19 protein-coding genes and 1 riboswitch are annotated in these 22,631 nt (G+C 62.9%); of the genes, 9 read left to right on the top strand and 10 right to left on the bottom strand.

The features are described from left to right. Positions 1-53: 53 nt before the first annotated feature. Positions 54-252: riboswitch (cobalamin riboswitch) on the bottom strand. Between the two features lie 301 nt (positions 253-553). The 3 genes from ATC00_RS01265 (at position 554) to ATC00_RS01255 (ending at position 3,656) form a co-directional block, all read left to right on the top strand. Further along, on the top strand, positions 554-1,156 hold the full coding sequence (locus tag ATC00_RS01265; RefSeq protein WP_064251727.1) for a DUF6656 family protein: 603 nt from the start codon (positions 554-556) through the stop codon (positions 1,154-1,156). A gap of 80 nt (positions 1,157-1,236) precedes the next feature. Continuing rightward, entirely contained in the window at positions 1,237-2,211 is a 975-nt protein-coding gene (locus tag ATC00_RS01260; RefSeq protein ID WP_064251717.1) for an L-threonylcarbamoyladenylate synthase, read from the top strand. Positions 2,212-2,225: 14 nt separating this feature from the next. Continuing rightward, a complete protein-coding gene (locus ATC00_RS01255) occupies positions 2,226-3,656 on the top strand; it encodes an FAD-binding oxidoreductase (protein ID WP_037379240.1) in 1,431 nt (476 codons plus the stop codon). A 13-nt stretch (positions 3,657-3,669) separates the two neighbouring features. On the opposite strand, the gene ATC00_RS01250 is transcribed toward ATC00_RS01255, so the two are convergent. Next, complete coding sequence (locus ATC00_RS01250; RefSeq protein WP_064251716.1) at positions 3,670-5,976, bottom strand: DUF1217 domain-containing protein; 2,307 nt, start codon at positions 5,974-5,976, stop codon at positions 3,670-3,672. A gap of 318 nt (positions 5,977-6,294) precedes the next feature. Between ATC00_RS01250 and ATC00_RS01245 the strand changes: the two genes are divergently transcribed. Further along, positions 6,295-6,861 carry a DUF6101 family protein gene (locus ATC00_RS01245; protein WP_037379343.1) on the top strand — a complete coding sequence of 189 codons (567 nt, stop codon included), beginning with the start codon at positions 6,295-6,297 and terminating at the stop codon, positions 6,859-6,861. Between the two features lie 328 nt (positions 6,862-7,189). Here the strand turns inward: ATC00_RS01245 and ubiA are convergent, their stop codons facing one another. Continuing rightward, positions 7,190-8,149, bottom strand: coding sequence for a 4-hydroxybenzoate octaprenyltransferase (ubiA, locus tag ATC00_RS01240; protein WP_064251715.1), 960 nt, complete (start codon positions 8,147-8,149; stop codon positions 7,190-7,192). A 57-nt stretch (positions 8,150-8,206) separates the two neighbouring features. Further along, on the bottom strand, positions 8,207-9,019 hold the full coding sequence (locus ATC00_RS01235; RefSeq protein ID WP_064251714.1) for an AraC family transcriptional regulator: 813 nt from the start codon (positions 9,017-9,019) through the stop codon (positions 8,207-8,209). Between the two features lie 110 nt (positions 9,020-9,129). On the opposite strand from ATC00_RS01235, the gene ATC00_RS01230 reads away from it, so the two are divergent. The 5 genes from ATC00_RS01230 (at position 9,130) to ATC00_RS01210 (ending at position 15,800) form a co-directional block, all read left to right on the top strand. Beyond that, positions 9,130-10,323, top strand: a complete 1,194-nt coding sequence (locus ATC00_RS01230) for an MFS transporter (RefSeq protein ID WP_064251713.1) — start codon at positions 9,130-9,132, stop codon at positions 10,321-10,323. A gap of 107 nt (positions 10,324-10,430) precedes the next feature. Next, positions 10,431-11,471 carry a polyamine ABC transporter substrate-binding protein gene (locus ATC00_RS01225; protein WP_064251712.1) on the top strand — a complete coding sequence of 347 codons (1,041 nt, stop codon included), beginning with the start codon at positions 10,431-10,433 and terminating at the stop codon, positions 11,469-11,471. Beyond that, on the top strand, positions 11,468-13,858 hold the full coding sequence (locus ATC00_RS01220) for a putative bifunctional diguanylate cyclase/phosphodiesterase (RefSeq protein ID WP_037379227.1): 2,391 nt from the start codon (positions 11,468-11,470) through the stop codon (positions 13,856-13,858). Before ATC00_RS01225 ends, ATC00_RS01220 begins: the two co-directional genes overlap by 4 nt. 89 nt (positions 13,859-13,947) lie before the next feature. Continuing rightward, positions 13,948-15,219, top strand: coding sequence for a phosphoribosylamine--glycine ligase (gene purD / locus ATC00_RS01215; protein ID WP_064251711.1), 1,272 nt, complete (start codon positions 13,948-13,950; stop codon positions 15,217-15,219). 101 nt (positions 15,220-15,320) lie between these two features. Then, positions 15,321-15,800: a plant virulence effector HPE1-like domain-containing protein gene (locus ATC00_RS01210; RefSeq protein ID WP_064251710.1), complete on the top strand. Its 480-nt coding sequence runs from the start codon at positions 15,321-15,323 to the stop codon at positions 15,798-15,800. 110 nt (positions 15,801-15,910) lie between these two features. On the opposite strand, the gene ATC00_RS01205 is transcribed toward ATC00_RS01210, so the two are convergent. The 7 genes from ATC00_RS01205 to ATC00_RS01180 form a co-directional block, all read right to left on the bottom strand. Further along, positions 15,911-16,417 carry a 2-thiouracil desulfurase family protein gene (locus tag ATC00_RS01205; RefSeq protein ID WP_064251709.1) on the bottom strand — a complete coding sequence of 169 codons (507 nt, stop codon included), beginning with the start codon at positions 16,415-16,417 and terminating at the stop codon, positions 15,911-15,913. Positions 16,418-16,441: 24 nt separating this feature from the next. Next, positions 16,442-16,867 (bottom strand): LysE family transporter, encoded by a 426-nt coding sequence (locus tag ATC00_RS01200; RefSeq protein WP_234782232.1) that lies wholly within the window; start codon positions 16,865-16,867, stop codon positions 16,442-16,444. Between the two features lie 20 nt (positions 16,868-16,887). Continuing rightward, positions 16,888-17,028, bottom strand: a complete 141-nt coding sequence (locus ATC00_RS33310) for a hypothetical protein (protein ID WP_234782231.1) — start codon at positions 17,026-17,028, stop codon at positions 16,888-16,890. Positions 17,029-17,032: 4 nt separating this feature from the next. Next, entirely contained in the window at positions 17,033-17,413 is a 381-nt protein-coding gene (locus tag ATC00_RS01195; RefSeq protein ID WP_037379215.1) for a cupin domain-containing protein, read from the bottom strand. A gap of 76 nt (positions 17,414-17,489) precedes the next feature. Beyond that, complete coding sequence (locus ATC00_RS01190) at positions 17,490-18,371, bottom strand: AraC family transcriptional regulator (protein ID WP_082911922.1); 882 nt, start codon at positions 18,369-18,371, stop codon at positions 17,490-17,492. Between the two features lie 61 nt (positions 18,372-18,432). Then, positions 18,433-20,598, bottom strand: a complete 2,166-nt coding sequence (glyS, locus tag ATC00_RS01185) for a glycine--tRNA ligase subunit beta (RefSeq protein ID WP_064251707.1) — start codon at positions 20,596-20,598, stop codon at positions 18,433-18,435. A 92-nt stretch (positions 20,599-20,690) separates the two neighbouring features. Continuing rightward, the gene (locus ATC00_RS01180) at positions 20,691-22,628 is read right to left on the bottom strand and encodes a DUF2207 domain-containing protein (protein ID WP_064251706.1); all 1,938 of its coding nucleotides are present in this window, start codon (positions 22,626-22,628) and stop codon (positions 20,691-20,693) included. Between the last annotated feature and the right edge of the window lie 3 nt (positions 22,629-22,631).

Below are 22,631 nucleotides of genomic sequence, written 5' to 3'. Positions count from 1 at the left end.
CGGAGAGATGCCGTGCGCCTTGGCTCCGATCCGGCTGCCCGCCGCAACCAGTTACGGTCGTTTTCCTCAAGGCTGGTTTCCGGGCTCTGGAGTGGCCCGAAGGCCCTGCCCCGGCGCCTTCCCGGACGATTGTCCAGTGGCCTTTTGCCGGAGTTCACTCCACCACCGTTGCGGGGGCAGCGCCGGGATTTGACCGGCTTCCCAATTCTCCGCCCCTCGCCGAGAGGCGGCACCTTGAGCATCCAATCTAAGCGGGTGAACCGGTTCGGCAATTGCCGATGCGCGACATTCCATTCCGGAAAGACGACAGCGATTTTCGGGCCTTTGCATTCTTGCGTATGTGACATTTTATATGTCAAACAACAAGATAGGTGAACGTTCGAGCAGATGGCGCATTTTTCCGCAGCGCCATCTCCGGCGCGAACGCGGCGGGCCATTTTGCGACATCGAGGGATGCTGCGGCCGGAGCGGCGCGCGAAATACTCTGTTAACCCTGGTGATTTAGCGTTCGCTGACAGATCAATCCGTTTGGCGACAGGTGACGCAGAAGCCGATGGCAAAGCTCAGATATTACGACGCCTCAGGCAAAGCGCAGGCGCCGGCACCGAAAACGGCGGGCGGCCATACAGAGTTCCTGCGCACGGGCCGAATCGACCGGCGCCGGCCGTGGTTGCCCGAACAGCGCCGCTATATGACCCATGAAGAGGTGGCCGAGAGGACGGGCCGCCGATTGCAGGCGGCGGGCGAGACGACTCACAAGCGGATCAACGGCTTTCACGCCTCCATCCAGTTTCCGAGGATGATCTTCCACCGGACGCTCGCCGACAGCCCCCATCTCGGCTATTGCCATGTGACCGCCGCGAAAGCCAAGCTCAACCAGTCGCGCGAAATTACATGGGCGTTCTATTTCGCGAACTTCTTTTCCGACCTCGGGGACGAGACACATTTCTTCGAGCGGATACAGACAAGCTACTCGCGCATGTATTTCGCCGTTGCGATCGAGCCGGACTCCGAAGACGGACAAATTGCCATCAATCGCAACGTGCGTGGCAACGGTTTGATCTTCCGGACGCAGGACCCGACAGTGGCGCTCAAGAACGTCCTGATGCTCGGCGCCCGCGACGAAGCCTTACGGCGGATCATTCGCAGCCTCTGACACCGCCCGACCGGCCAAGAAAATCGTTCTGTTTTCCCTCCCCCTCCGCTAAGGATGCGACGGAAAGGATCAGAACCGCCATGGCCGAAATCATCGACACGCGTATCGAACCGGATCGAGCGATCGAGAAGGCCTGTGCCGTGCTCTCCGGAGGCGAGCCTGTGGCGATCCCGACGGAGACCGTGTACGGCCTCGCCGCCGATGCGACGAATGCCGATGCCATCAGCCGCATCTACGAGATGAAGGGCCGGCCGCGCTTCAACCCGCTGATCTGCCACGTCTCGGATATGGCAATGGCCGAAGCGCACGTGACGTTCGATCCCATCTCCCGGCGTCTCGCGGAAGCTTTCTGGCCGGGACCCCTGACGCTGATCCTGCCACAGCGATCCGAGGGCACCGTGCATGCGCTGGCCTCCGCCGGTCTCGACACGCTCGGTATCCGCATGCCGGAGGGTTTCTCCCGGCGCGTGATTGCACGGTTCGGTCAACCCTTGGCCGCCCCGAGCGCCAATACGTCGGGCAAGATCAGTCCGACCAGCGCGGCCCATGTGGAAGCGGATCTCGGCGCGAAGCTGAAGCTGATCCTTGATGCGGGCCCGGCGGAAATCGGCCTCGAATCGACGATCCTCAAGGTCGAGGATGGCCGGCTCCGGCTGCTTAGGCCGGGCGGTCTCGACGCCGCCGAGATCGAGGCGCTTACCGGCCTCCCTGTTGAACGGCCGGAAGCGGCGGGCGCGACGATCGAAGCCCCCGGCATGCTCCCGTCCCATTATGCGCCGGGCGCCGCGGTGCGGCTCAATGCGACGGACGTCCACACGGGTGAGGCGCTGATCCGCTTCGGCGGCAAGGCGCTGCCCGGCGAAAACGCGGCAGCCCTCGTGCTCGACCTCAGCCCGAGCGGTGATCTCCGGGAGGCGGCCGCCAATCTCTTCGACTACATGAAAAAGGCGGATGCGAGCGGCGCCAGGACGATCGCCTTCAGCCCGGTCCCGAGCGAGGGGCTTGGCGAAGCGATCCTCGACCGCATGCAGCGGGCGGCCGCCCCGCGGAACTGACCGAAGGCAGGGCCATGACGACAATTCCTTCTCCCGAACTGATCGCCTCCTTCACCGACATCGTCGGACCCGGCAATGCTCTGACCGGCCCCGCAGAGACGGCGCCGTATCTCGTCGAATCGCGTGGCCTCTACCGCGGCACCACGCCGCTCGTGCTCAAGCCCGGTTCGGTCGATGAAGTCTCGCGCATCCTGCAACTCGCCAGCCGGGCGCAGACGGCGATCGTGCCGCAGGGCGGCAATACCGGGCATGTGGCGGGCCAGATCCCGCGCGAAGGAAAGGCCGATGTGGTGCTTTCGCTCGAGCGGCTGAACCGCATCCGCGACATCGATCCCGTCGGCAATGTCATCGTCGCCGACGCCGGCTGCATTCTCGCAGATATCCAGAAGGCAGCGGACGACGTCGACCGGCTCTTCCCGCTATCGCTCGGCTCGGAAGGCTCAGCGCGGATCGGCGGCAACCTTTCCACCAATGCGGGCGGCACCGCCGTGCTTGCCTATGGCAACATGCGACAGCTCTGCCTGGGGCTCGAGGTCGTGCTTCCGACCGGAGAAATCTGGGACGGCCTCCGACGCCTCAAGAAGGACAATACCGGCTACGACCTACGCGATCTGTTCATCGGCGCCGAAGGGACGCTCGGGGTCATCACCGGCGCCGTCCTGAGGCTCTTCCCGAAGCCGCGCGGCCATCAGGTCGCCTTTGCCGGGCTCGCAAGCGTCGAAGACGCACTCGCTCTGTTCGAGCGGGCATCCAGCCTCTGCGGCCCCGCCTTGACCGGCTTCGAACTGATGCCGAGGCTCGGCATCGAGTTCACCACCCGCCATATACCGGGCGTTCGCGACCCGATGGAAACATGTCATCCCTGGTATGCGCTGATCGATATCTCCACCTCCGACTCTGCCGAGAGCTCGGAGCGGATGGTGCAAAGCCTGCTCGAAGCAGGTTTAGAGGACGGCCTGATCGAGAATGCGGTCATCGCCCAGAGCGAAGCGCAGCGAAAGGCGCTGTGGCACATGCGCGAGAGCATGTCTCCGGCACAGAAACCCGAAGGCGGCTCGATCAAGCACGATGTGTCAGTGCCGGTGTCGAGCATTCCCGCCTTCATGGCGGAAGCGGATGCGGCGGTCATGACGGCGATCCCCGATGCACGCATCTGCGCCTTCGGGCATATGGGCGACGGCAACATCCATTATAACATTTCCCAGCCCGTCGGTGTGGACCGCGAGCCCTTTCTGGCCCGCTGGCACGAAATGAACGCCATTGTCCACGCCATCGTGCTGAAATATAACGGGTCGATTTCGGCCGAACACGGCATCGGCCAGTTGAAGCGCGACGAACTGGCAGCAATCCGCTCGCCGATCGAGATCGAGCTGATGCGGCGGATCAAGCATGTCTTCGATCCAGCCGGAATCATGAACCCGGACAAGGTGCTGCGGCAGGACTAAGACGAAGCGGCGCTTACCCGCCCATCCTGAGCTGCGACAGGGTATAGAGCGTGTCGGCGCTGATGCCGACGCTGCTGCCGCTGCTCGTGAGCACCGAGACGGCCGGATCGACTTCGGTGTTGTTCTCCAGATCGTAAAGCACGGCAAAGCGTGCCAGCAGCTTCTTCAATTCGGCCGGGTCGCTGAGTTTCTCGAGATCGAGATTCTTTTCGACGATCTTCGCCTGCTGGTCGATGTCCATGGTGCTGAACTCGTCGGGCAGGCTGAAGATCGTGCGGAATACCTCGGCGAGCGCGTCGTCTGCCAGGAGATCATAGGCGTCGACAATCGTGCCGGCCTTACGCTCGAAATAGAGTGCCAGGCGAACGCCTTCATTGTTCTCGCCCGCCTGTTCCTCGAGCGTTTGGTGCAGATATTGGTCAAGCGTTTCGTAAAGCCCGTGGCGTGTGACGATGCTGTCCCTGTCCTCGCGCAGCACGTTTCCTTCGCTGTCGAAATTGAACGAGGTAACGAGCGAGATATAGGCGGCGGAATTTTCCTGTTCGTTGATGGCGCTCTCCGGATCGTCGAGATCGGAGGTGAAGATTCCACGGAGGAAATCGGCCGTCACGCCCTCGGGGTCGATGCCGTTCGCCTCGAGCGCGATGGTGACGAGACGCTCGTCAGCCAGGAATTCGTCGAGCGAGGAAAGTTTGGCGATCCCGGCCGTATAATATTCGCCTTCCTCTTGAGCCTTGGTCTTGTCCTCATCCGACCCAAAACGGGACTTGATGACGATATAGTTCTTCGCGGTTTCCTGGATTTGCGTTTCCGATTGAGCCAGTGCCGGTGCGCCGACCTCGCCCTCTGTCGTAAAGTTGAACAGTTTGGCAAGGGTCACGTATCGCTCGTCCTTGAGCGTGTAGATGAAGCTCTTCGGATCGGTGAGGTCGCTGGTGAGCACCCGCTTGATGGTGCGGGTGCTCTCCGTGTCGGGATCGAGGCCGACGGCTTGCAGGGCGAAGTCATAGATCGAAGCGGAACCGATGAAGTCGTCGACGGACGTCATGCCGGCGACAGCGGACTTATAGGCACTAACCGCCTTCTCGTCCGCTTCGTCGTCCTTGTCGTTATATCGCGTCATGTAGCGGTTGGAGGTGAGCGTCGTCTGGGTCGAAGTCTGCGCGCTGTCGCCGTCCGCCAGCGTGCCGTCCTCCTGGAAATTGAAGGCATTTGCGAGCGCCAGGTAGTTCTCGTCGCCGCCGCCGATCGTGTTGACATAGCTGTCCGGATCATCGGGGTCGCTCGTCAGGATGTTCTTGATGGTTGCGGAAACGATCGTCACCTCGTCGAGGTCGAAAGCGGTCCTGATGTAGTTGTAAAGGCGTGTATCCGCGATGAGTTCATCGACGGTCGTGATACTCGCGACCGTCTCCTCGAAATAGGCCTTGTTCAGCAGCGCCGCCTGCGAGGTAACGCGGGAATTGCTGGAGATATAGAGGTCGTTGACGGCCAGCTTGTTTTCGTCGGTCTGCGCCGCACCGGCGGTCACGGTGCCATCGGAGGTGAAGTCGAAGGCTGCGGCGAGGTCGATATAGTTGTTCAGCGTGGCGATGGAATTCGTGTAAGTCGTTATCTTGCTCTCAAGTTCCGCCTCTTCCTCGTCGGTGAGGCCGCCCGCAGTCAACTGTGCTTCTGCCGCTGCCCTTGCGGTCTCGAGTTCGGAAAGCTTCGGAGCAATCACCGTATTTTCATAGCTGCTCGCATCGCCGGAATTGCTGGAAAGGACGCTGCGGATCGTCTGGCGGGAGTAGGTGCTCTCGTCGATGCCGAAGGCGGTGAAGACATAGGCTCTCAGCCGATCGTTGTTGAGGAGCTGATCGACGCTGGTGATCTTGTCGCTCATGACGTTGTAGTAGCGGGACTCCTCCTTCTGCGTCTCCGCGATGTTGAGAATGCTCGTATCGTAAAGGCCGATGATCTCGAGTTGCGCCTCGGTCTGTGACACGGCGGTCCCGCCGCTGAAGCTGTAGGCGAGGGCGAATTCTCGATAGCGATCGTCCGTCAAGCTGTTGGCGAAGCTGCTCGTGTCGGAGAGGTCGCTTTCGAGCACCTTCCGCATGAAGGCGACCGAATCGATCATGTCGCCGAGGCCAAAGGCCGTCATCGCGTAGGAATAGAGCCGGTAGTCGTCGAGGAAGTCGTCCACCGAGCTCACATTGCCGATGTTATCCCGGTAGTATTGCGTATCGCGCGCGACGACCGTCTGTTCCGAGACGCGGTTCAGGCTGACTTTCATGTCCCGCGCGATGAGATTGTAGTCGAGATAGGTCGAAACCATGCGCGTTGCCCCGCCAGCAAGGATCGGGGACAGCCGGCGCGCGACATCCCCGATGGTTATTCCGATCGTCCGAAACTGGATCAGCAGGCTTGTGCGTGGCTTTTCGGCCGACGCGCAAAATGCCGGCGATTTCGTTGACGAAGGAGAAACCTTACCACCTCGGCTTTTGCTAACCATCGGGAGACGCAAAGTTTTTTTAACCGCGATTTTTAAGTCGTCCGGAAGAGCGGCCGCCTATCCTCCAGCCCACAGAGGACGAAAACGTCCCGAGAAGAAGACCGGGAAGCGGCTCTCAAGGAAAACAAGGGCGAAATGAAAATGCGCAACACACTCTCTCAACCGGCGTGGGTAGGAAATACGCTGCGGCTCGATCCGAAGCGTTTTCCGCAGCAGGCGACCTACGTCTTGCGCGGCGATGTGGGCAATGTGAGCATCAGCCTCGACCACCGTGGCGCTGTCCTGCGCAAGGTGCTACCATCCAGCGGCCTGCCCCTTTCGATCGCATTGCCTGCGCGAGCTTTCAAGGGTGTCGCAGCGCGGGCCATCGACCACGGCGACGGGGAGGTAACTGTGACGCTCGAGCTTCATCATGACGATCCGGATCTTTGCATCCCGCTGCTCGTCGCGCATGATCTTTCCGACATTGCGGCGGACTGGCGTGCCTGGGCGGATGCCTATCGCATCCCGATGCTGATGGTCGAAGCCGATGGTGTCGCCCGGCCGCTGGAAGAACATCTCGGCGAAATCCGCACGGCGCCGGTAAAGCCGCGCCGTCGCCACTCCTTCTTTGCCGAGCGCCGGCCGCGCTTCCTGGTGCGCCGCTCCACCGGCAAGCTCGGCGTGCAGATGAAAATCGACGGCCGCGAGATCATCGCCCGGTCCTGACCGCCTATCTCCATCTCCAGTGCAAAAGCCGGCCAATCCCTGCGGCCGGCTTTTTGTTGTCGTGCGGGAGAACGTACAGGCGGCCGCGGCAAATGTTACGGCGGATACAGCGGTCTCGGCCTTCATCATGCCACAAGCGGCACATAGCCAAGGCAACGAATGAAGGAGATACCGATGCGCAAGCACCTGCTCGCCACCCTCGTCGCCCTTTGGGCCGCTCTTCGCACCCACATCGCGGCCAACCGGCGCAAGGCGGACGCCGAAGCAAGTTGGGCGTGATCGCCCTACCCGTCGAATAAGATGTCCTCCGGACCTTCCGAAGGATTTTTCATATCAGGCGCAGGAGAAGCGCCAGCACCAGCCCGGCGAAGATGATGAGCCCGACGACGCCGTTGAACTTGAAGAGCGCCAGGCACTGCTCAGGATCGTGGATGTTCAGCACCAGGATCTGGTAAGCGAGCATGACAGCCGCCACGATCAGTCCAGCATAGGCGAAGAATCCCGCGCCGGCCGCCAGGAATGCGAAAACCATCAGGAGAACGGTCAAGCCGTAAAGCCCGATCAGCCATGGCCGCGGATTGTCGCCGAAGCGGCGTGCGGTCGAGCGGACGCCGATCAATGCGTCGTCCTCCCGGTCCTGATAGGCATAGATCGTGTCGTAACCGATCGTCCAGGCGATTGCCGCGGCATAGAGCAGGATGGCGGCAAGGGACAGCGATGCGAATTCTGCCGACCAGCCCATGATAGCGCCCCAGGAAAATGCCAGGCCGAGGAAGAATTGCGGCCAATCGGTGAAGCGCTTGGCAAATGGATAGATTGCCACCAGGCTCAGCGAGACAATGCCGAGAATGATCGTCAAGGCGTTGAACTGCAGCAGGATGACGAGGCCAACCAGCGCCTGCAGCACCATGAAGACCTTCGCCTGGGCGCGCGTCACGCGGCCGGACGGCAGCGGCCGCGATCGGGTCCGCGCCACTTCCATATCGATTTCGTGATCGACGATGTCGTTATAGGTGCAGCCGGCACCGCGCATGGCGATCGCCCCGGCGACGAACAGAAAGACGTGCAAGAGGAAGCGAGCCGGGGAGAAACTGTCGAGCGGGGCTGCGGCGCCGGCCGCGAGTGCCGCTGACCAGAGGCATGGCCACATCAGCAATTGCCAGCCGATCGGCCGGTCCCAACGGGCGAGTTGCGCATAGGGCCAAAGCGCCCGCGGCAGCACGCGGTAGACCCAGTTCTTCGACGGTGCATCGTGCACGCGGCCGGAATCGACGGATGAGCTGTTCATGGCCCCTGTTTGGCCCCGCGGAGCGAGCCGGTCAAGCGCCCAAATGATCCGCTGCAGTCAGGCATCACGGCCGCGCAGGTAAAGGCTCGGCGGCGCACCGAGCATGCGGCGAAACATGGTGGTGTAGGCCGCCACATTCTCATAGCCGGCATCGAGAGCGACGGTGGTGATCGGCTCGCCGTCGGCAATGCGCGGCAGCGAGGCGAAGATGCAAGCCTGCTGGCGCCAGGTAACGAAGCTGATGCCCGTCTCGTGCCGGAAGAACCGCGTGAAGGAACGCCGGCTGATGCCGAGGCTGTCGGCCCATTGATCGATATTGGCGGCGGCCGAAGGCGCCTCCAGGAATTTCCGGCAGAGGCCGGCAAGGGCGCGGTCTTGCGGAAAGGGCAGGCCCAGCGGCCGCTCAGCGAGGCGCGGAATTTCCTCGAGCAACAGCTCCATGATCAGTTGCTCGCGCCGACCGCACGACGTTTCATTCTCGATACGGATCAGTTCGTCGATGAGGCTGCCGGCCAACGCCGACACCTCCAGCACCAAAGGCCGGCGCGCCCGGCTCATCGCCGCGATATAGATCGAGTGCATGCGAACGTCGCTGACCATCTCGGCCGAGTGCTCCATTCCGGCAGGAATGAGCAGGGCGTGGCCGGGAGGGATCATCCATCGCCCCTCTGCCGTATGCACGAGAACCACGCCCGAGCGGGCCCACCAGAGTTGGGTTCGCGTGTGGCTGTGCGGCGGCACGATGAGCCCGCAGCCATAGTCTCTTCCGATCGCCAGGACGGGAGCATTCGCTTTTTCGATCCACTCCAGGTTTCGGAAGTGATCGTCGTCCGGCAGTTCCGGCAGGTAATGTCGGTCGGATTTCAGCATCTGGCCCGCTCGCGAAAGAATCCGACCAAATCACAAAAGCAGGCCATCGACAAGGCGTCTACAGATGGATGAAAGGGCTCCGCAGCGAGCCGCGCGGAAGGAACCACCTCATGTCTTCGGTCACGGCGGGCAGCATCAATCCGGAAAAGACGGCCTTCTCCGTCATTCTTGCCGTCAGCTTCTGCCACATGCTGAACGACATCATGCAGTCGCTGCTGACGGCGCTCTATCCATTGCTCAAGGCGAATTACGCACTGGACTTCGTGCAGATCGGTCTGTTGACCTTCACCTTCCAGGTCACGGCCTCGATGCTGCAGCCGGCCGTCGGGATCGTCACCGATCGCTGGGCCCTTCCCTACACCTTGCCGGTCGCCATGCTGTCGACCTGTTCGGGGCTTCTTCTTCTCGCCCATGCCGATCACTTCTGGATGCTGCTGCTCGCGGCAAGCCTGATCGGCGTCGGCTCGGCGATCTTCCACCCCGAATCGTCGCGCGTCGCGCGGCTCGCCTCGGGCGGTCGCCACGGGTTGGCGCAATCGCTGTTCCAGGTCGGCGGCAATGCCGGCAGCGCATTGGGTCCGCTCCTTGCCGCCTTCACCGTTCTGCCCTTCGGCCAGGGCAGCCTCGGCTGGTTCTCGATCGTCGCCATAACCGGCTTCTTCGTGCTGTCGTGGGTCAGCGCCTGGTATGTGCGGCATCGCCGCTCGACCATGAGCCGCGCCGCGCCGAGCCGGGCGCTGCCGCTGCCGAAGGCCCGCGTCCTCTGGGCGGTCGCGATCCTCGTCCTGCTGACAGCGACCAAGAACGTCTATCTCGCCAGCGTCTCGAGCTATTTCACCTTCTTCGTCATCGAAAAGTTCGGCACGAGCGTGCAGCAGGCGCAACTGATGCTGTTTCTTTTCCTCGGATCCGCGGCGGCGGGAACCTTCCTAGGCGGACCGATCGGTGACCGCTACGGCGCCCGTTTCGTCATCTGGTTCTCGATACTCGGCGTCATTCCCTTCGCGCTCATGCTGCCCTATGCGAACCTGTTCTGGACGGGGGTGCTCAGCGTGGTGATCGGCCTCGTCTTTTCGTCGGCCTTCTCGGCGATCGTCGTCTTCGCACAGGAACTCGTTCCCGGCCGCGTCGGGCTCATTGCCGGCGTCTTCTTCGGCTTTGCCTTCGGGTTCGGCGGCATGGGGGCGGCGGTTCTCGGCATATTTGCCGACAGCCATGGCATCGAATTCGTCTACAAGATCTGCTCCTACCTGCCGCTACTCGGAATCTTCACGGTGTTGCTGCCGAAAATACCATCGCGATAGTCGGCGTTCGGGCGAAGAGATGCATGGCTCGCGCTGCCCGTAAGCATTCCTAAATTTTTGCCGGTTACCGTCTGCCAGTGGGGGTTGTTCTTGGCGGGGGGCAGAGAATGAGACGGCGCGCGGCTACATCCGTCTTCCTGGCGACGTTTCTTTGCGCGGCCGCAAGTCGCGCCGAAACGCTGAACCTGCTGATCTGGGAAGCCTACATCGACCAGGGCCTGATCGACCGCTGGACGCAGGAGACCGGCATCGCAATCCGGCAGATCAATTTCGACAGCGACGATGCCCGCGACGAGATCCTCGCGGATCCCAGCAACAATGTCGATCTTGTCGTCGTCGATGAGAACGGTGCGCATCTTTTCGGCAAGAAAGGCGTTCTTGAGCCCCTCGAAGAGGCGAATTTGCCGGCGCTCAAGGACTATGAGCCCAAGTGGCGCGATCGCTGCGCCGGACGCGGACTACCCTATTTCTCCGGCACGGTCGGCATTCTCTATCGCTCCGATATCATCGCGCAGGCGCCGACCTCCTGGGAGGATATGATGCGGCCGTCCGTGTCGCTCAAGAAGCACATCGCGATGTTCGACGACCATACCGAACTCTTCGTGCCGCCGCTGATGCTGCTCGGCGCATCCATCAATGCCAGTGAAACAGGAACCTTGAAGGCCGCCTTCGATCTTCTGAAGGCACAGGCGCCGGCCGTGCTGACCTACGACTATGTCATCACCGCCATCCAGGACCAGGCGACCGGCAAAGAGATCTATATGGCACTCGGCTACAGCGGCGATCAGCACGTCCTCAACGACAAGGTCGGCACGCCGGGGTTGTGGCGTTATTCGGTCCCCAAGGAAGGGACGCTTTCCTGGCTTGACTGCGTATCGGTCATGGCCAGCTCGCCTCGCAAGCAGCGTGCCCTGGAGTTCCTCGACTTCATCGGTTCGCCGGAAGGCGCCGCCGCAAACGCCCTTGCCTTGACGATGCCGACCACGAGCAGCGCGGCCTTGAAGATTCTTCCGGAAGCGATGCGCTCCGATCCGGAGATCTATCCGCCGGCCGCGACCCTGGCGAAAAGCCAGTACCAGCAGGAACTTTCAATCCCGTCGGTCCAGGCTCGCCGACGCATCATCAGCACTCTGGCGAATTTTCAGTGACCCTCAGCAAGCGCGCACTTTTTCTCATCTTCCCCGTCGTGCTGCTCGGCTACATCCTCGCAGCGCTATCGGTCTATGTTGCCCAGGAGCGCTCCATCCAGGCGCTGGAGAAGGCGAAGCTCTCCCAACGGCTGGAGCACGCGGCCGCGGTTTTCCAGAACGAGGTCCAGCGCAGCAAGAGTTTTCTGAACGCCCTGCTGAACGGAGGCGTTCTGCACCAGTTCGTCGCCGAGACCGACGAGCGATACCGCGTCACGGCGCTCGGCGCACGCCTGCAGGAGAGCATAAAATCGCTGTCGGAGGATCCGATCGCCTACATCTCCTTCGCCGTCCTCAACGCGCGAAACGAAGCGGATTACTATTACGAGAACAGTTGGGATCCCTTTGCCGAGATCGACGAGCCGCAGCGCGATCTTGCACGGAAGTTGATCGCTGGCAAGCGGCTCAGCGACTTGACCTATCTTGAGCCCACCGGCGACCGGCCGCGGATCGTCTATTCCCTCTTTGTCGATCCCGTCACGTTCGGCCGTCCCATGCCGAGCAACAAGGCCAATGCATTGCTGATGCAGATCGCCGTCCTGCCCGACCGATTCCTGGCAATGCAGGCCGCTCTGAAGAAGGAGTACGGGGCCGACATCGTTCTCCAGCCATGGCCGCTCGCCGTCACCGACACGCTTTCGGCAAGCACGCCCCTCGGGACGCAGCTTTATGCCACGATCGTCGTCCCGGATGCCTATTTCGAGGCTCAAGTGTGGCGCCGAAAGGTGCTGCTTGCTTGCGGCGCTCTCGCCATGAGCCTGATCTCCATCATCCTGATCGTGCTGTTGATCAGGCGTTTTATCACGGGACCGATCGCCAGCCTCGATGCGGATGTCACGGCGGTCATGGCCGGCGAGCGTGACGACATCAGGGACATGGACGAGGCGGGTGAGATCGGCCGGCTGACACATAATATCCGCGAGCTTCACAGCCAGTCCGCCCATTCCCTGCGTCTCGTGCAGCAAAGCTCCTGGGCCGACACGCTCACCGGTATCAACAACCGGGGTCGCTTCAACGCACTTGCGGCCGGCGTCGTCGAGCAGGCCATCGCCTCCGGCGAGAAGTGCTGCCTGCTGTTCATCGACATCGACAATTTCAAATTCGTCAACGACAAGCACGGCCACGATGTCGGCGACGACCTGCTCAAGACGCTTGCTGGACGAATTGGGCAAACGGTGGAGGCGATCACCCGGCGGAGACAGCTGGAGCCTGCCGTGCTCGCCCGCCTTTCCGGTGATGAATTTGCGGTTCTGGTGCGGTCGAACCCCGGCAAAGGCACCGTCCGGGAGATCTCGGATGCGATCCTGGCCCTGTTTGACGGCGGCTTCGAAGTTTCCGGCAAGCGTTATCCGGTGACGGCAAGCATCGGCGTGGCGATCTGCCCGGACGATGCGACGAACATCGCCGAACTGATCTCCAATGCAGATGCCGCCATGTACCAGGCGAAGTCCGGCGGCAGGAATCGCTCCTCCCGTTTCTCGCGTGCGCTCCACGATAAACGCACGCGGCTCCGCCAGATCCAGGAGGAACTGCGGGGGCTCGATCCCGACGAGCAATTCCATCTCGTCTATATGCCGATCGTGAACGCACGCGGCCAGGTCACCGGCTGTGAGGCGCTGCTGCGCTGGAACTCGCCCGTGCTCGGTGCCGTGACGCCCGACGAATTCGTCCCGATCGCCGAAAGCTCCGGTCTTTTCACGAAGATCGATTGGTGGGTCATCAACAGGGCAATGTCGGACTGCCGCCAGTTGAAGGCCCTCTTCGGGCAAGACACGGTGGTGGCAATCAACATTTCTTCGGCAGAGCTACATTCGCATGCGCTCGGCGACTATCTGTCGGAATGCGCAACCCGCCACCAACTGGAAACGCGCTCAATCGACATCGAGCTCACCGAGACATTCGCGGTCAAGATCAGCGATCAGCTCCGACAGAACATCGACGAATTGCGCCACAAGGGCTTCCGCCTGTCGATCGACGACTTCGGCGCCGGCTATACGTCGATCCAGCAAATCATCGACTACGCCGCGGATACGATCAAACTGGACCGGGCGCTGGTGACCAACCTCACGGCCTCGCACTCCCTTTCCGTCCTCAAGGCGGTGGTCGCACTCTGCCATGCGAAGGACATGGCGGTGATCGGCGAAGGCGTCGATACGCCGGAAAAGCTCGCCATGCTCACCGCGGCCGGCTGCGACCGCTTCCAGGGCTATCTGATCAGCAAGCCGCTCTCGCTCGACGACCTGGCCATCTGGGCCCTGACCCGGACGGCGCAGCACGTCAAGGACCGGCCCGTCGACGAGCGATCCGGCAGCGCGCGCCGGATCTCAAGCCGCGAAGCGCGCCGGTGAATCTTGAGCGCCGAGCCGGTTTTTCCTTGACCTTGCCCCGCCCGGCGTCCTAACCGCAGCGCATCAAGGCGCTGACGGCAAGGATGGCAATGAAGGTTCTTCTGATCGGATCGGGCGGACGCGAGCACGCGCTTGCATGGAAAATCGCGCAGTCGCCACAGCTTACCGCGCTCTACGCGGCACCAGGCAATCCCGGCATTGCCGAAGAGGCGACGATCGTCGCGCTCGACATCGACGACCACGCGGCCGTGGTCGACTTCTGCCGCGAGAAGACGATCGATTTCGTCGTGGTCGGTCCCGAGGCCCCCCTCGTCGCCGGCCTCGCGGACGTACTCCGCGCCGCCGAGATTGGCGTCTTCGGCCCCTCTGCCGCTGCCGCCCAACTCGAAGGCTCCAAGGGCTTCACCAAGGATCTTTGCGCCAAGTATGGGATCCCGACGGGCGCCTATAGGCGCTTTACCAAAGCCGAACCGGCGAAGGCCTATGTCCGCGAACAGGGCGCCCCGATCGTCATCAAGGCGGATGGGCTCGCCGCCGGCAAGGGTGTGACGGTGGCGATGACCCTCGACGAGGCACTCGCCGCCATCGACGAGTGTTTCTCCGGCGCCTTCGGCTCCGCCGGCGCAGAGGTCGTCGTCGAAGCCTATCTCGATGGCGAGGAGGCAAGCTTCTTCTGCCTGTCGGACGGCAAGACCGTGCTGCCGCTTGCCTCGGCACAGGATCACAAGCGTGTCAGCGATGGCGATACGGGACCGAACACCGGCGGGATGGGCGCCTATTCGCCTGCCCCGGTGATGACGGCGGAAATGGTCGAGCGGACGATGAAGGCGATCATCGAGCCGACCGTACGCGGCATGGCCGAAAGCGGGCATCCATTCACCGGCGTGTTCTTCGCCGGCCTGATGATCACTGCAAAGGGGCCGGAACTTATCGAATACAATGTCCGCTTCGGCGACCCGGAATGCCAGGTGCTGATGATGCGCATGAAGAGCGACCTGTTGCCCCTGCTCTACGCCGCAGCGACGGGAACGCTCGCCGGGAAGAAGATCGAATGGCACGACGAGGCGGCATTGACGGTCGTGATGGCCTCGCGCGGCTATCCGGGGGCCTATGAAAAGAACACGCCGATCGCGGCCCTGCCCGAGGCATCCGCCACGACCAGAGTGTTTCATGCCGGGACGGCGCTCAAGGACGGCCGCCTCGTCGCGACGGGGGGCCGCGTGCTGAACGTCACGGCCCTGGGACGGACCGTCAGCGACGCAAAGGACGCCGCCTATGCAGGCGTGAACAGCGTATCCTGGGACAACGGCTTCTACCGCCGCGACATCGGGTGGCGGGCGCTCGCACGCGAGAAGGCGTGATCGCCCGGAATCGCGGCGTCATTCAATTTTTACCAATTCTCCTGACGGGTAGGTAAGGGAGAACTCGTATTCTCCTCCTCGAGACTTTCGAGGAGAGACCGATGCGTTCCCTGCTGATCACCGCCGCCTTGACTTTTGCCGCCGGCACAGCGGCAGCGTCGTCGGTCGAGGACGTAACCGCCGGGGCGGCCGTCAATTCCAGCGTCGCGACGATTTCCTGCTCGCAGTGCCCGCCGCTGCAGCCGAAGAAGAAAGCCTCCTATGTCGTGCCGGAACTGGCACCCGGTACCGCAAAGCTCGAGCTCAAGGAGATCGACGGCGAAATGAAGGCGCTCCGCACCGAAGCGTGGCTCGGAGGATCGCCGGTCGTCTTCGTCAACAAGGCCTCCGAGGACGTCATCAGGGCCGCGTCCATGAAGACGGCCCCAGCGCCGACAGTCGCCGCAGTCGCCGACATCGATCGGACGGCAAAGACCGCCGCGGTCGGAATCGTGTCGCACGCCAAACCGGTCAGCGCCTCGATGGCGGCAAGCGGTTCACAAGAATTTGATCCGTCGGCCTTCGAACTTAGATTAGATTGACACCATATACATAGAGTTCCCTGCCCCATCGGCCGGAATATTCAGGCTGACGGGCGTTTCGCTGCAATGGCGAAAGGTTGCGCCCCTGAGAGAAGCAGGGGCGTAATCTTTTATGCGGCCCCGTCATCCTCGCCAGCAAGTCTCTCGACAAGCATCTCGACTTCGCGGTCGGAAAAGACCTCGACGCCGTTCGCGCGAAGAATCGCGGCGGTCACCCCCTCGCCCTTGACGCGCTCGCCGCTGAAGCTGCCGTCATAGACGAAGCCGGAGCCGCAGGACGGGCTGCCGTCGATCAGCAGTGCGAAACGACAGTTGGTGGCAAGCGCCAGGGCAAGCGCGTTTTCCGCAGCATGGCGAAACGCCTCGGTGACATCTTGGCCCGTCTTTTCGACAACCCGCCCGGCGCCGGAAAGGATGTCCGCACCGGTCCTGCCTCCCTCGATCTCCGCCGGCGGCCGCGGAACCGGCATGCCTGCCGACAACTCCGGACAGAGGGTCACGAGCCGCCCCTCCGCGCGCCATCGCTCGATCGCCGGATGACGGAGCGGTTTCGCTGCGCCATCATAGCGCACCGCATGGCCCATGAGACAGGCGCTGACGAGGATCTTGGCGGTCATGGCGCGTTCATAGACCTCCGGGTGCTAACGCTCAAGGGGCGAGCTGATCAGCAGCGGCGCAAGCGATAGAAGCAGCAGAAGTGCAAAAACGATGTTGGCTATCCGTGCCTTCCTCGGATCCCGCAACACCGCTGCAATGGCCGCGCCGAAGGCAAGCCAGGTCGTGTTCACCGTTACCGCGACGATCGCCAGGACCAGGACTTTTGCAGCGGTCGTGTATGCCCCTTGCTCTGCTTCGACAAGGCTTCCCACATAGAGCGAGCCGATCGCCGCATAGGCCTTGGGGTTGGCGATCGCCAGTGCAAAGCCGCCGAGGAACGAGGGACGGTGCGATCCTTGCTCACCGGAGCCGATCGGCCGCGCAGTGGCAATGCGCCAGGCAAGGTAAAGCATGTAGAGCCCGGCAAGGACCATCGTTGCCGTCTTCATTCCCGGCCGCCCGAGGACGATCGCAGTCGTTCCCGTCGCGATCAGCAGAACGACAACGATCGTGCCGCTATTGATGCCGGCGGGTGGGCGGCCGCCATGCCGGCTAGGCTGAGCGTCGCCGGGCCGGGGCTGCCCATCAGCGGCAAGGCTGCAAGTGCGAGAAGCGCGAGGTCACGGACCATTGCATCAGATCCACATGTCATTCGCAGCGGTGCGGTCGCCGCCCGACTGCCCGGTGTTCACCGTGCCTCGCGGCTCGATGAGCAGCATCTTCACCTCACTTGCCGCATAGGGTTTGTGTTCGACCCCCTTCGGGACGACGTACATTTCGCCAGGGCCGAGCGTGACCGAACCATCGCGAAAGTCGATCCGAAGCGTTCCCTCGATGACGATGAAGGCCTCGTCGGTTTCGGGATGATCGTGCCAGGTGAAATCGCCCTCGATTCGGACGATCTTCAATTGATAATCGTTGAGTTCGGCGATCACGCGCGGTTGCCACTGATCGGCGAACTTAGTGAGCTTCTCGGCAAAATTGATTGGCGCGTAGGTGCGGCTGGATAGGTTCATTTGACTGCGTCCTCTGGCTGTTCGGCAAGGACTACAGCAGTCTAGGTGACCGGGGTCTTGAACGATCGTGCAGGACTTAGGGGCGCGGCGGGATTTCAGAAGGAGCCGGCCCCGCCATGCGCAGCCATCGGCCCGGCGAGACGCCAAAGGCCTTCTTGAAGTGGCGGCTCATATGCGCCTGATCGGCGAATCCGGCAGCAAGGGCGGCTTCTGCTGCCCCGACACCTAGTCGGAGATCGGCCTTCACCGCCTCGAGCCGCCGCTGCACCAGATAACGATAGGGGCTCGTCCCGAACAGCCGGCGGAAGTCACGGCTGAGACCCCAGCGATCCCGGCCGCTGACCGCCTCCAGACGCTCAAGCGTCACTGTGCCTTCGGGCAGCTCATGGAGGTAAAGGCGCGCGCGTTCGGCGGCGCGATAGTCGAGCGCCCCTCCCGCCTTCGCATGGCCGCCTGCAGCCGCCTCGAGCGCATGGGCAAGCTCGAAGACGCCGTCCTCGAACTCCAGGGCATCGATGCGGGTGTCGGTCCCCGGCAAGAGAGCGTGAACCGCGGCGAACAGGCGCGGGTCGGACGAGATGCCGCCTTTGATGAACGGCAACGGCCGGCCGCCGAGCACCGTCTGAATGGCGGCTGGCTCGATATAGATCATCCGGTAGCGGAATCCTTCCTCGGCGCCGGCCTGACCGTCATGCAACTCGTCCGGATGCAGCACCATCGTCGCCCCGGGAAGGCTCGTGCGCTCGGCGCCGCGATAACGAAAACTCTGAACGCCGGAAAGCGTCTGGCCGACGCCATAGGTATCGTGTCGGTGCGGCTCGTAGGCCCGCCCGGCAAAGAAGGCTTCGATGCGCTCGAAGGGAATCGCATCCTCGGCGAGGGCGATCCAGTCGCCGCGCCGCTTCGAGCCCGGAGGCTCGATGGCACCTGCACCTGCGCTCGGATGATGGTTCGTCATCCTGCACAGATAGGAAGGCGCCCGCCGGTTGTCGACGGGCTCTTCAGTGAGCCGAACGGACTTATCCGGAAATCTTCGAAAAGTCCGCGACCTCACCGGTCGCCGAGCGGATCAGCCCCAGGAGTGCCAGCCGGTTGGCACGGATCGCCTTGTCCTCGTCATTCACGAGCACGTCGTTGAAGAACACATCGACCGGCTCGCGTAATTTGGAGAGCGCTGCCATGGCGGAGCGAAAATCCTCCTTGACGATCGCTTCGCGCGCATCGCCGGAGGCAAGCTGGATCGAGGCGTGCAGTGTCCGCTCCGCATCGAGGCTGAAGAGTTTCTCGTCCACGGTGTCCGCGACTTCGGTGCCCTTCTTCTCTTCGGCTGCGAGGATCTGCGTGGCCCGCTTCGTGCCGGCAAGCAGGTTCCTGCCCTCTTCGGCCGTGATGAAAGCGGTGAGTGCTTCGACACGGCGCGCGATCATCAACAGGTCGTCGGCGTCCGACGTCAAGACCGCGTCGATCAGATCGTAACGCGCTCCGAGATCACGCAGATAGACTTTCAGGCGATCATGGAAGAAGGCGAGAAGGTCCGTGGCAATATTGCCGGCCAGATCGGGGCGCTGTGTCCTCAGGGCTTTCAGCGCGACGTCGAAGAACGGCAACAGCGGCAGACGCGCCTTGCCCTCCAGAATGAGCCGGATAACCCCGAGTGCGGCACGACGCAGGGCATAGGGATCCTTCGAGCCGGTCGGCTTCTCGTCGATTGCCCAGAAGCCGACGAGCGTATCGAGCTTGTCGGCGAGCGCAACCGCCACCGACACGGGATCGGTCGGCACCCGGTCGGAGGGACCTTGCGGCTTGTAATGGTCCTCGATCGCATTGGCGACCGCCGCGTCCTCGCCCTGCAGAACCGCGTATTTGTGGCCCATGATGCCCTGCAACTCGGGAAACTCGCCGACGGCCTCGGTGCGCAGATCCGCCTTGGCAAGCACCGCAGCCCGCGCCACCAGAGCCTGGTCGGCGCCGGTGACCTCGGCAAGCGCCAACCCGATCGAGCGGATGCGGAGGACGCGCTCGCCCTGCGTTCCGAGCTTGGCATGGAAGGTGACGTTCAGCGCGTCGAGCTTCGCCATGCGCTGGTCGAGGGGCTTCTTCAGATCGAGCCCGAATTTCTCGGCGGACGGCTTCAGCGTGTCGGGATCCGGCAGGTCGCCCTGGTCGCGTTTCCAGAAATGCGCCGCGTCGGAGAGACGCGCGCGCACGACCTTGCCGTTGCCGTGGACGATCTCCCTGCCGCCGTCCTTCGCCTCGATATTTGAAACGAGGATGAACCGGTTCGACAGCCTTTCCGCGCCCGGCTGTCGTGTCACAAAACATTTCTGGTTGGTCTTGATCGTCAGGCGGATGATCTCGGAGGGAATCTCGAGATAGCTCTCCTCGAAGCTTCCCATCAGCACCCGCGGCCATTCGACGAGACCCGCAACTTCCTCGAGCAGGCCCTCGTCCTCGACCAATTCAAGACCGTTGGCGAAGGCGACGTTGCGTGCGTCAGCGCCGATGATCTCCTCGCGGCGCTCGGCGTCGAGCACGACCTTCGCCTTTTCGAGCTTGTCGGCATAGTCGGCGAAGCGGCGCACGGTGATCGCCTCGGGCGCGTGAAAGCGGTGGCCATAGGTGACGTTCGAGGCGACAATGCCGTCGACCTCGAAGGAGATAACCCGCGTCTCCTCGGTTTCTGCGCCGAAGGTGCAGACGATCGATTGCAGCGGGCGGACCCAGCGCAAGCTGCCCGGCCTGGCGGAGGCGGCACCGGAGCGCATGGACTTCGGCCAGGGAAAGTCGCGAACGATCATCGGCATCACCTCGGCGATGATGTCCTCGGCGTCGCGGCCCGGCTTGACGATGTGGGCGACGTAGAATTCCCCCTTTTTCGGATCGCTGTGGACATGGGCGTCGCTGATCGAGGAGAGGCCCGCGGCGCGCAAAAAGCCTTCGATCGCCTTCTCGTTGGCGTCGGTGCGCGGCCCCTTGCGCTCTTCGCGGACATCGGCGGAGCGGGCATTGAGGCCGCGGATGTCGAGCGTCAGCCGCCGCGGCGTCCAATATTCGCGCGCCCCTTCATAAGTGAGGCCCGCCTCGACCAGTGCGTCCGTCACGAGCTTCTTCAGGTCGCCGGCCGCCTTGCGCTGCATGCGGGCAGGGATTTCTTCTGAGCGCAGTTCAATAAGAAGATCGGGCATCAATCGAGACTTTGTTCTGTTCCGGTGGGTGGCCTCGACTTAGCAAGCCCGGGCGAGAATGTCATCAAGTGCGGCGAGGAAATTGGCCGGCTCTACCAGCCGCCGCCGCCACCGCCACCGCCACCGCCGCCGGAAAAGCCGCCGCCGGAAGAAAAGCCGGAGGACGAACTCTTGGGCGGAGGCGGCAGCGATGACGTCATGGTATCGGCCATCGAGCCGGCGAAGCCGCCGATCGTGTCGGTGAAAGATCCAGGCCCGAAAGAATCGCCGTGATACCAACCCGGCTGGTAGGCGGCGGCTGCCGTCCCTCCGGCTGCCGCCAGCAGCCAGCGATCGAATGTCTCGGTCCACGGCTTTTCGACGCCGAGCGCCACGGCATAGGGCAAGAGAGTCTCAAAATGCCGCGGCGACATTTCGGGCGCGCCCTGCATGTTCAGCCGGTCCTGCTCGGCAAGCGTCATATATTGCCGTAGCCCGTCAATGCCGTCCATCATCCGGCTGCCGAGCGGCGTCGGCGCGCCCATTAGATAGTAGAAGAGGCCGTTGACGAGCACGATGCCGCCAACCGCGAAGAACAGCGGCAGGTCGTCCGGCTCGGTTGCCGAAATGAAGAGGACCGCCAGAATGCTCGAAAAGACGGCGAACAGGACGAAGCCGATAGAGGCCAGCGCGACAATCGACAGGATGCGTCGCATGAGGCTCGCTCCCCGCCTCATGGACTTACCGACGGAAACGGCGAAGGCGGAAACGAATACGGCGACGAAGACCGGAACGACGAGGAAAGGGATGGTCTCTTCGCTGAGTTCGCCGAAGATGAAGAGCGCCGCCAGCGCAACGATCGAAAGCACCACGCCGCCGATGATATAGCCGATATTGGCCCGGTAGTATTTGCCGCGATGTTCGCGCTCCATGGCGCTGCGAAAGCTGGAACCGGCGGCTGCCACCGCCTTGCCGTTCGCCCGATCGATCTTGAGCGTACCGCCGGCCGTCACGACCGCCTTCATCAGCGCCGCCTCGCCCGCTGGGAGCTTTCCGTCGCCGCCCTTGCCCGTCGCCGAGACGACGATGGCGCTCTTCAGGTCGTCGAGGACGACATATCCCTTTACCGCCAAGTGGAGCACCCCAGCCGAGAGCGCCGTCCAGCCCTCGCCGGAAAATCCCTTGTTGTCGATGTAGTTCACGAGCGCCGGCGATATGCCCTCCGGCGGATCCCAGCGCGGCACCATCACGCCGCGAGCGGGATCGCGGCCGACGCGCAGCCAGGCGCGCCCGTAATAAAGGCTCACGACGACAAGGCCGGCGCCGGCGATGACCAGCGCCAGGTGATCGCGCAGCCACCAGATGTTCTGCTGCGAGGCACTCGGCCGGTCAATGCTTCCCTTCGGCAGCTTGATCGCGATGGTCAGGCCCTCCTGCGGGCGCAGCCTGCGCGTGGTGGCAAAGAAGACCTCGCCTCCCTCCTCGACCGCGCGCGCGTCCTTGCCGGTGGCGCCGTAGCCGCCGGTAAAGACGTCGAGCGCCTGCGCCACGACGCCATCCGGCAGGGTGACGGTCGCGGTCGCCTCCTCGATCGGGAAGGCCCATCCGGTCCCGGTGACGTTCCAATAAAGCTCGTCGTGATCGTTGAAGAAGCGTATCTGGCGGCCGGTCTCATAGGTGATCTGAAATATATGCTCGCCACGCGGCAGGAAGACCTCAGCGTTTCCGGTATAGATGCGGATGCCGTCGCTGATCGTTTCGGTCCGGTACTCCTCCTGCTCGCCATCGCGTTCGACGGAAACGAGCTTGAAATCTGCCCGGACGCGCCGGCCGTTCGGATCGATAAAAGTCAGGGGAAAATCACGATAGATGCCGCGGCGAATCTGTTTGCCCTCGACATTCGCGGTGATCGTTTCGGTCACCGTGAGGGTGCCGTCCTTGGCGACGTCGATGACCGAATGATAAGAGAAGACGATCTCTTCCGCCACGGCCGAACATGGTGCGGCAAGGACAATAAGCACGAATGCAAGCGCCGCCAGAAGCCGCTTCATCAG

Origin of the sequence: Sinorhizobium americanum (assembly GCF_001651855.1) — a bacterium.
Classification (GTDB): domain Bacteria; phylum Pseudomonadota; class Alphaproteobacteria; order Rhizobiales; family Rhizobiaceae; genus Sinorhizobium; species Sinorhizobium americanum.
Note: the sequence above shows the minus strand (reverse complement) of the source record. Positions and strands in the feature narration are given on the sequence as shown.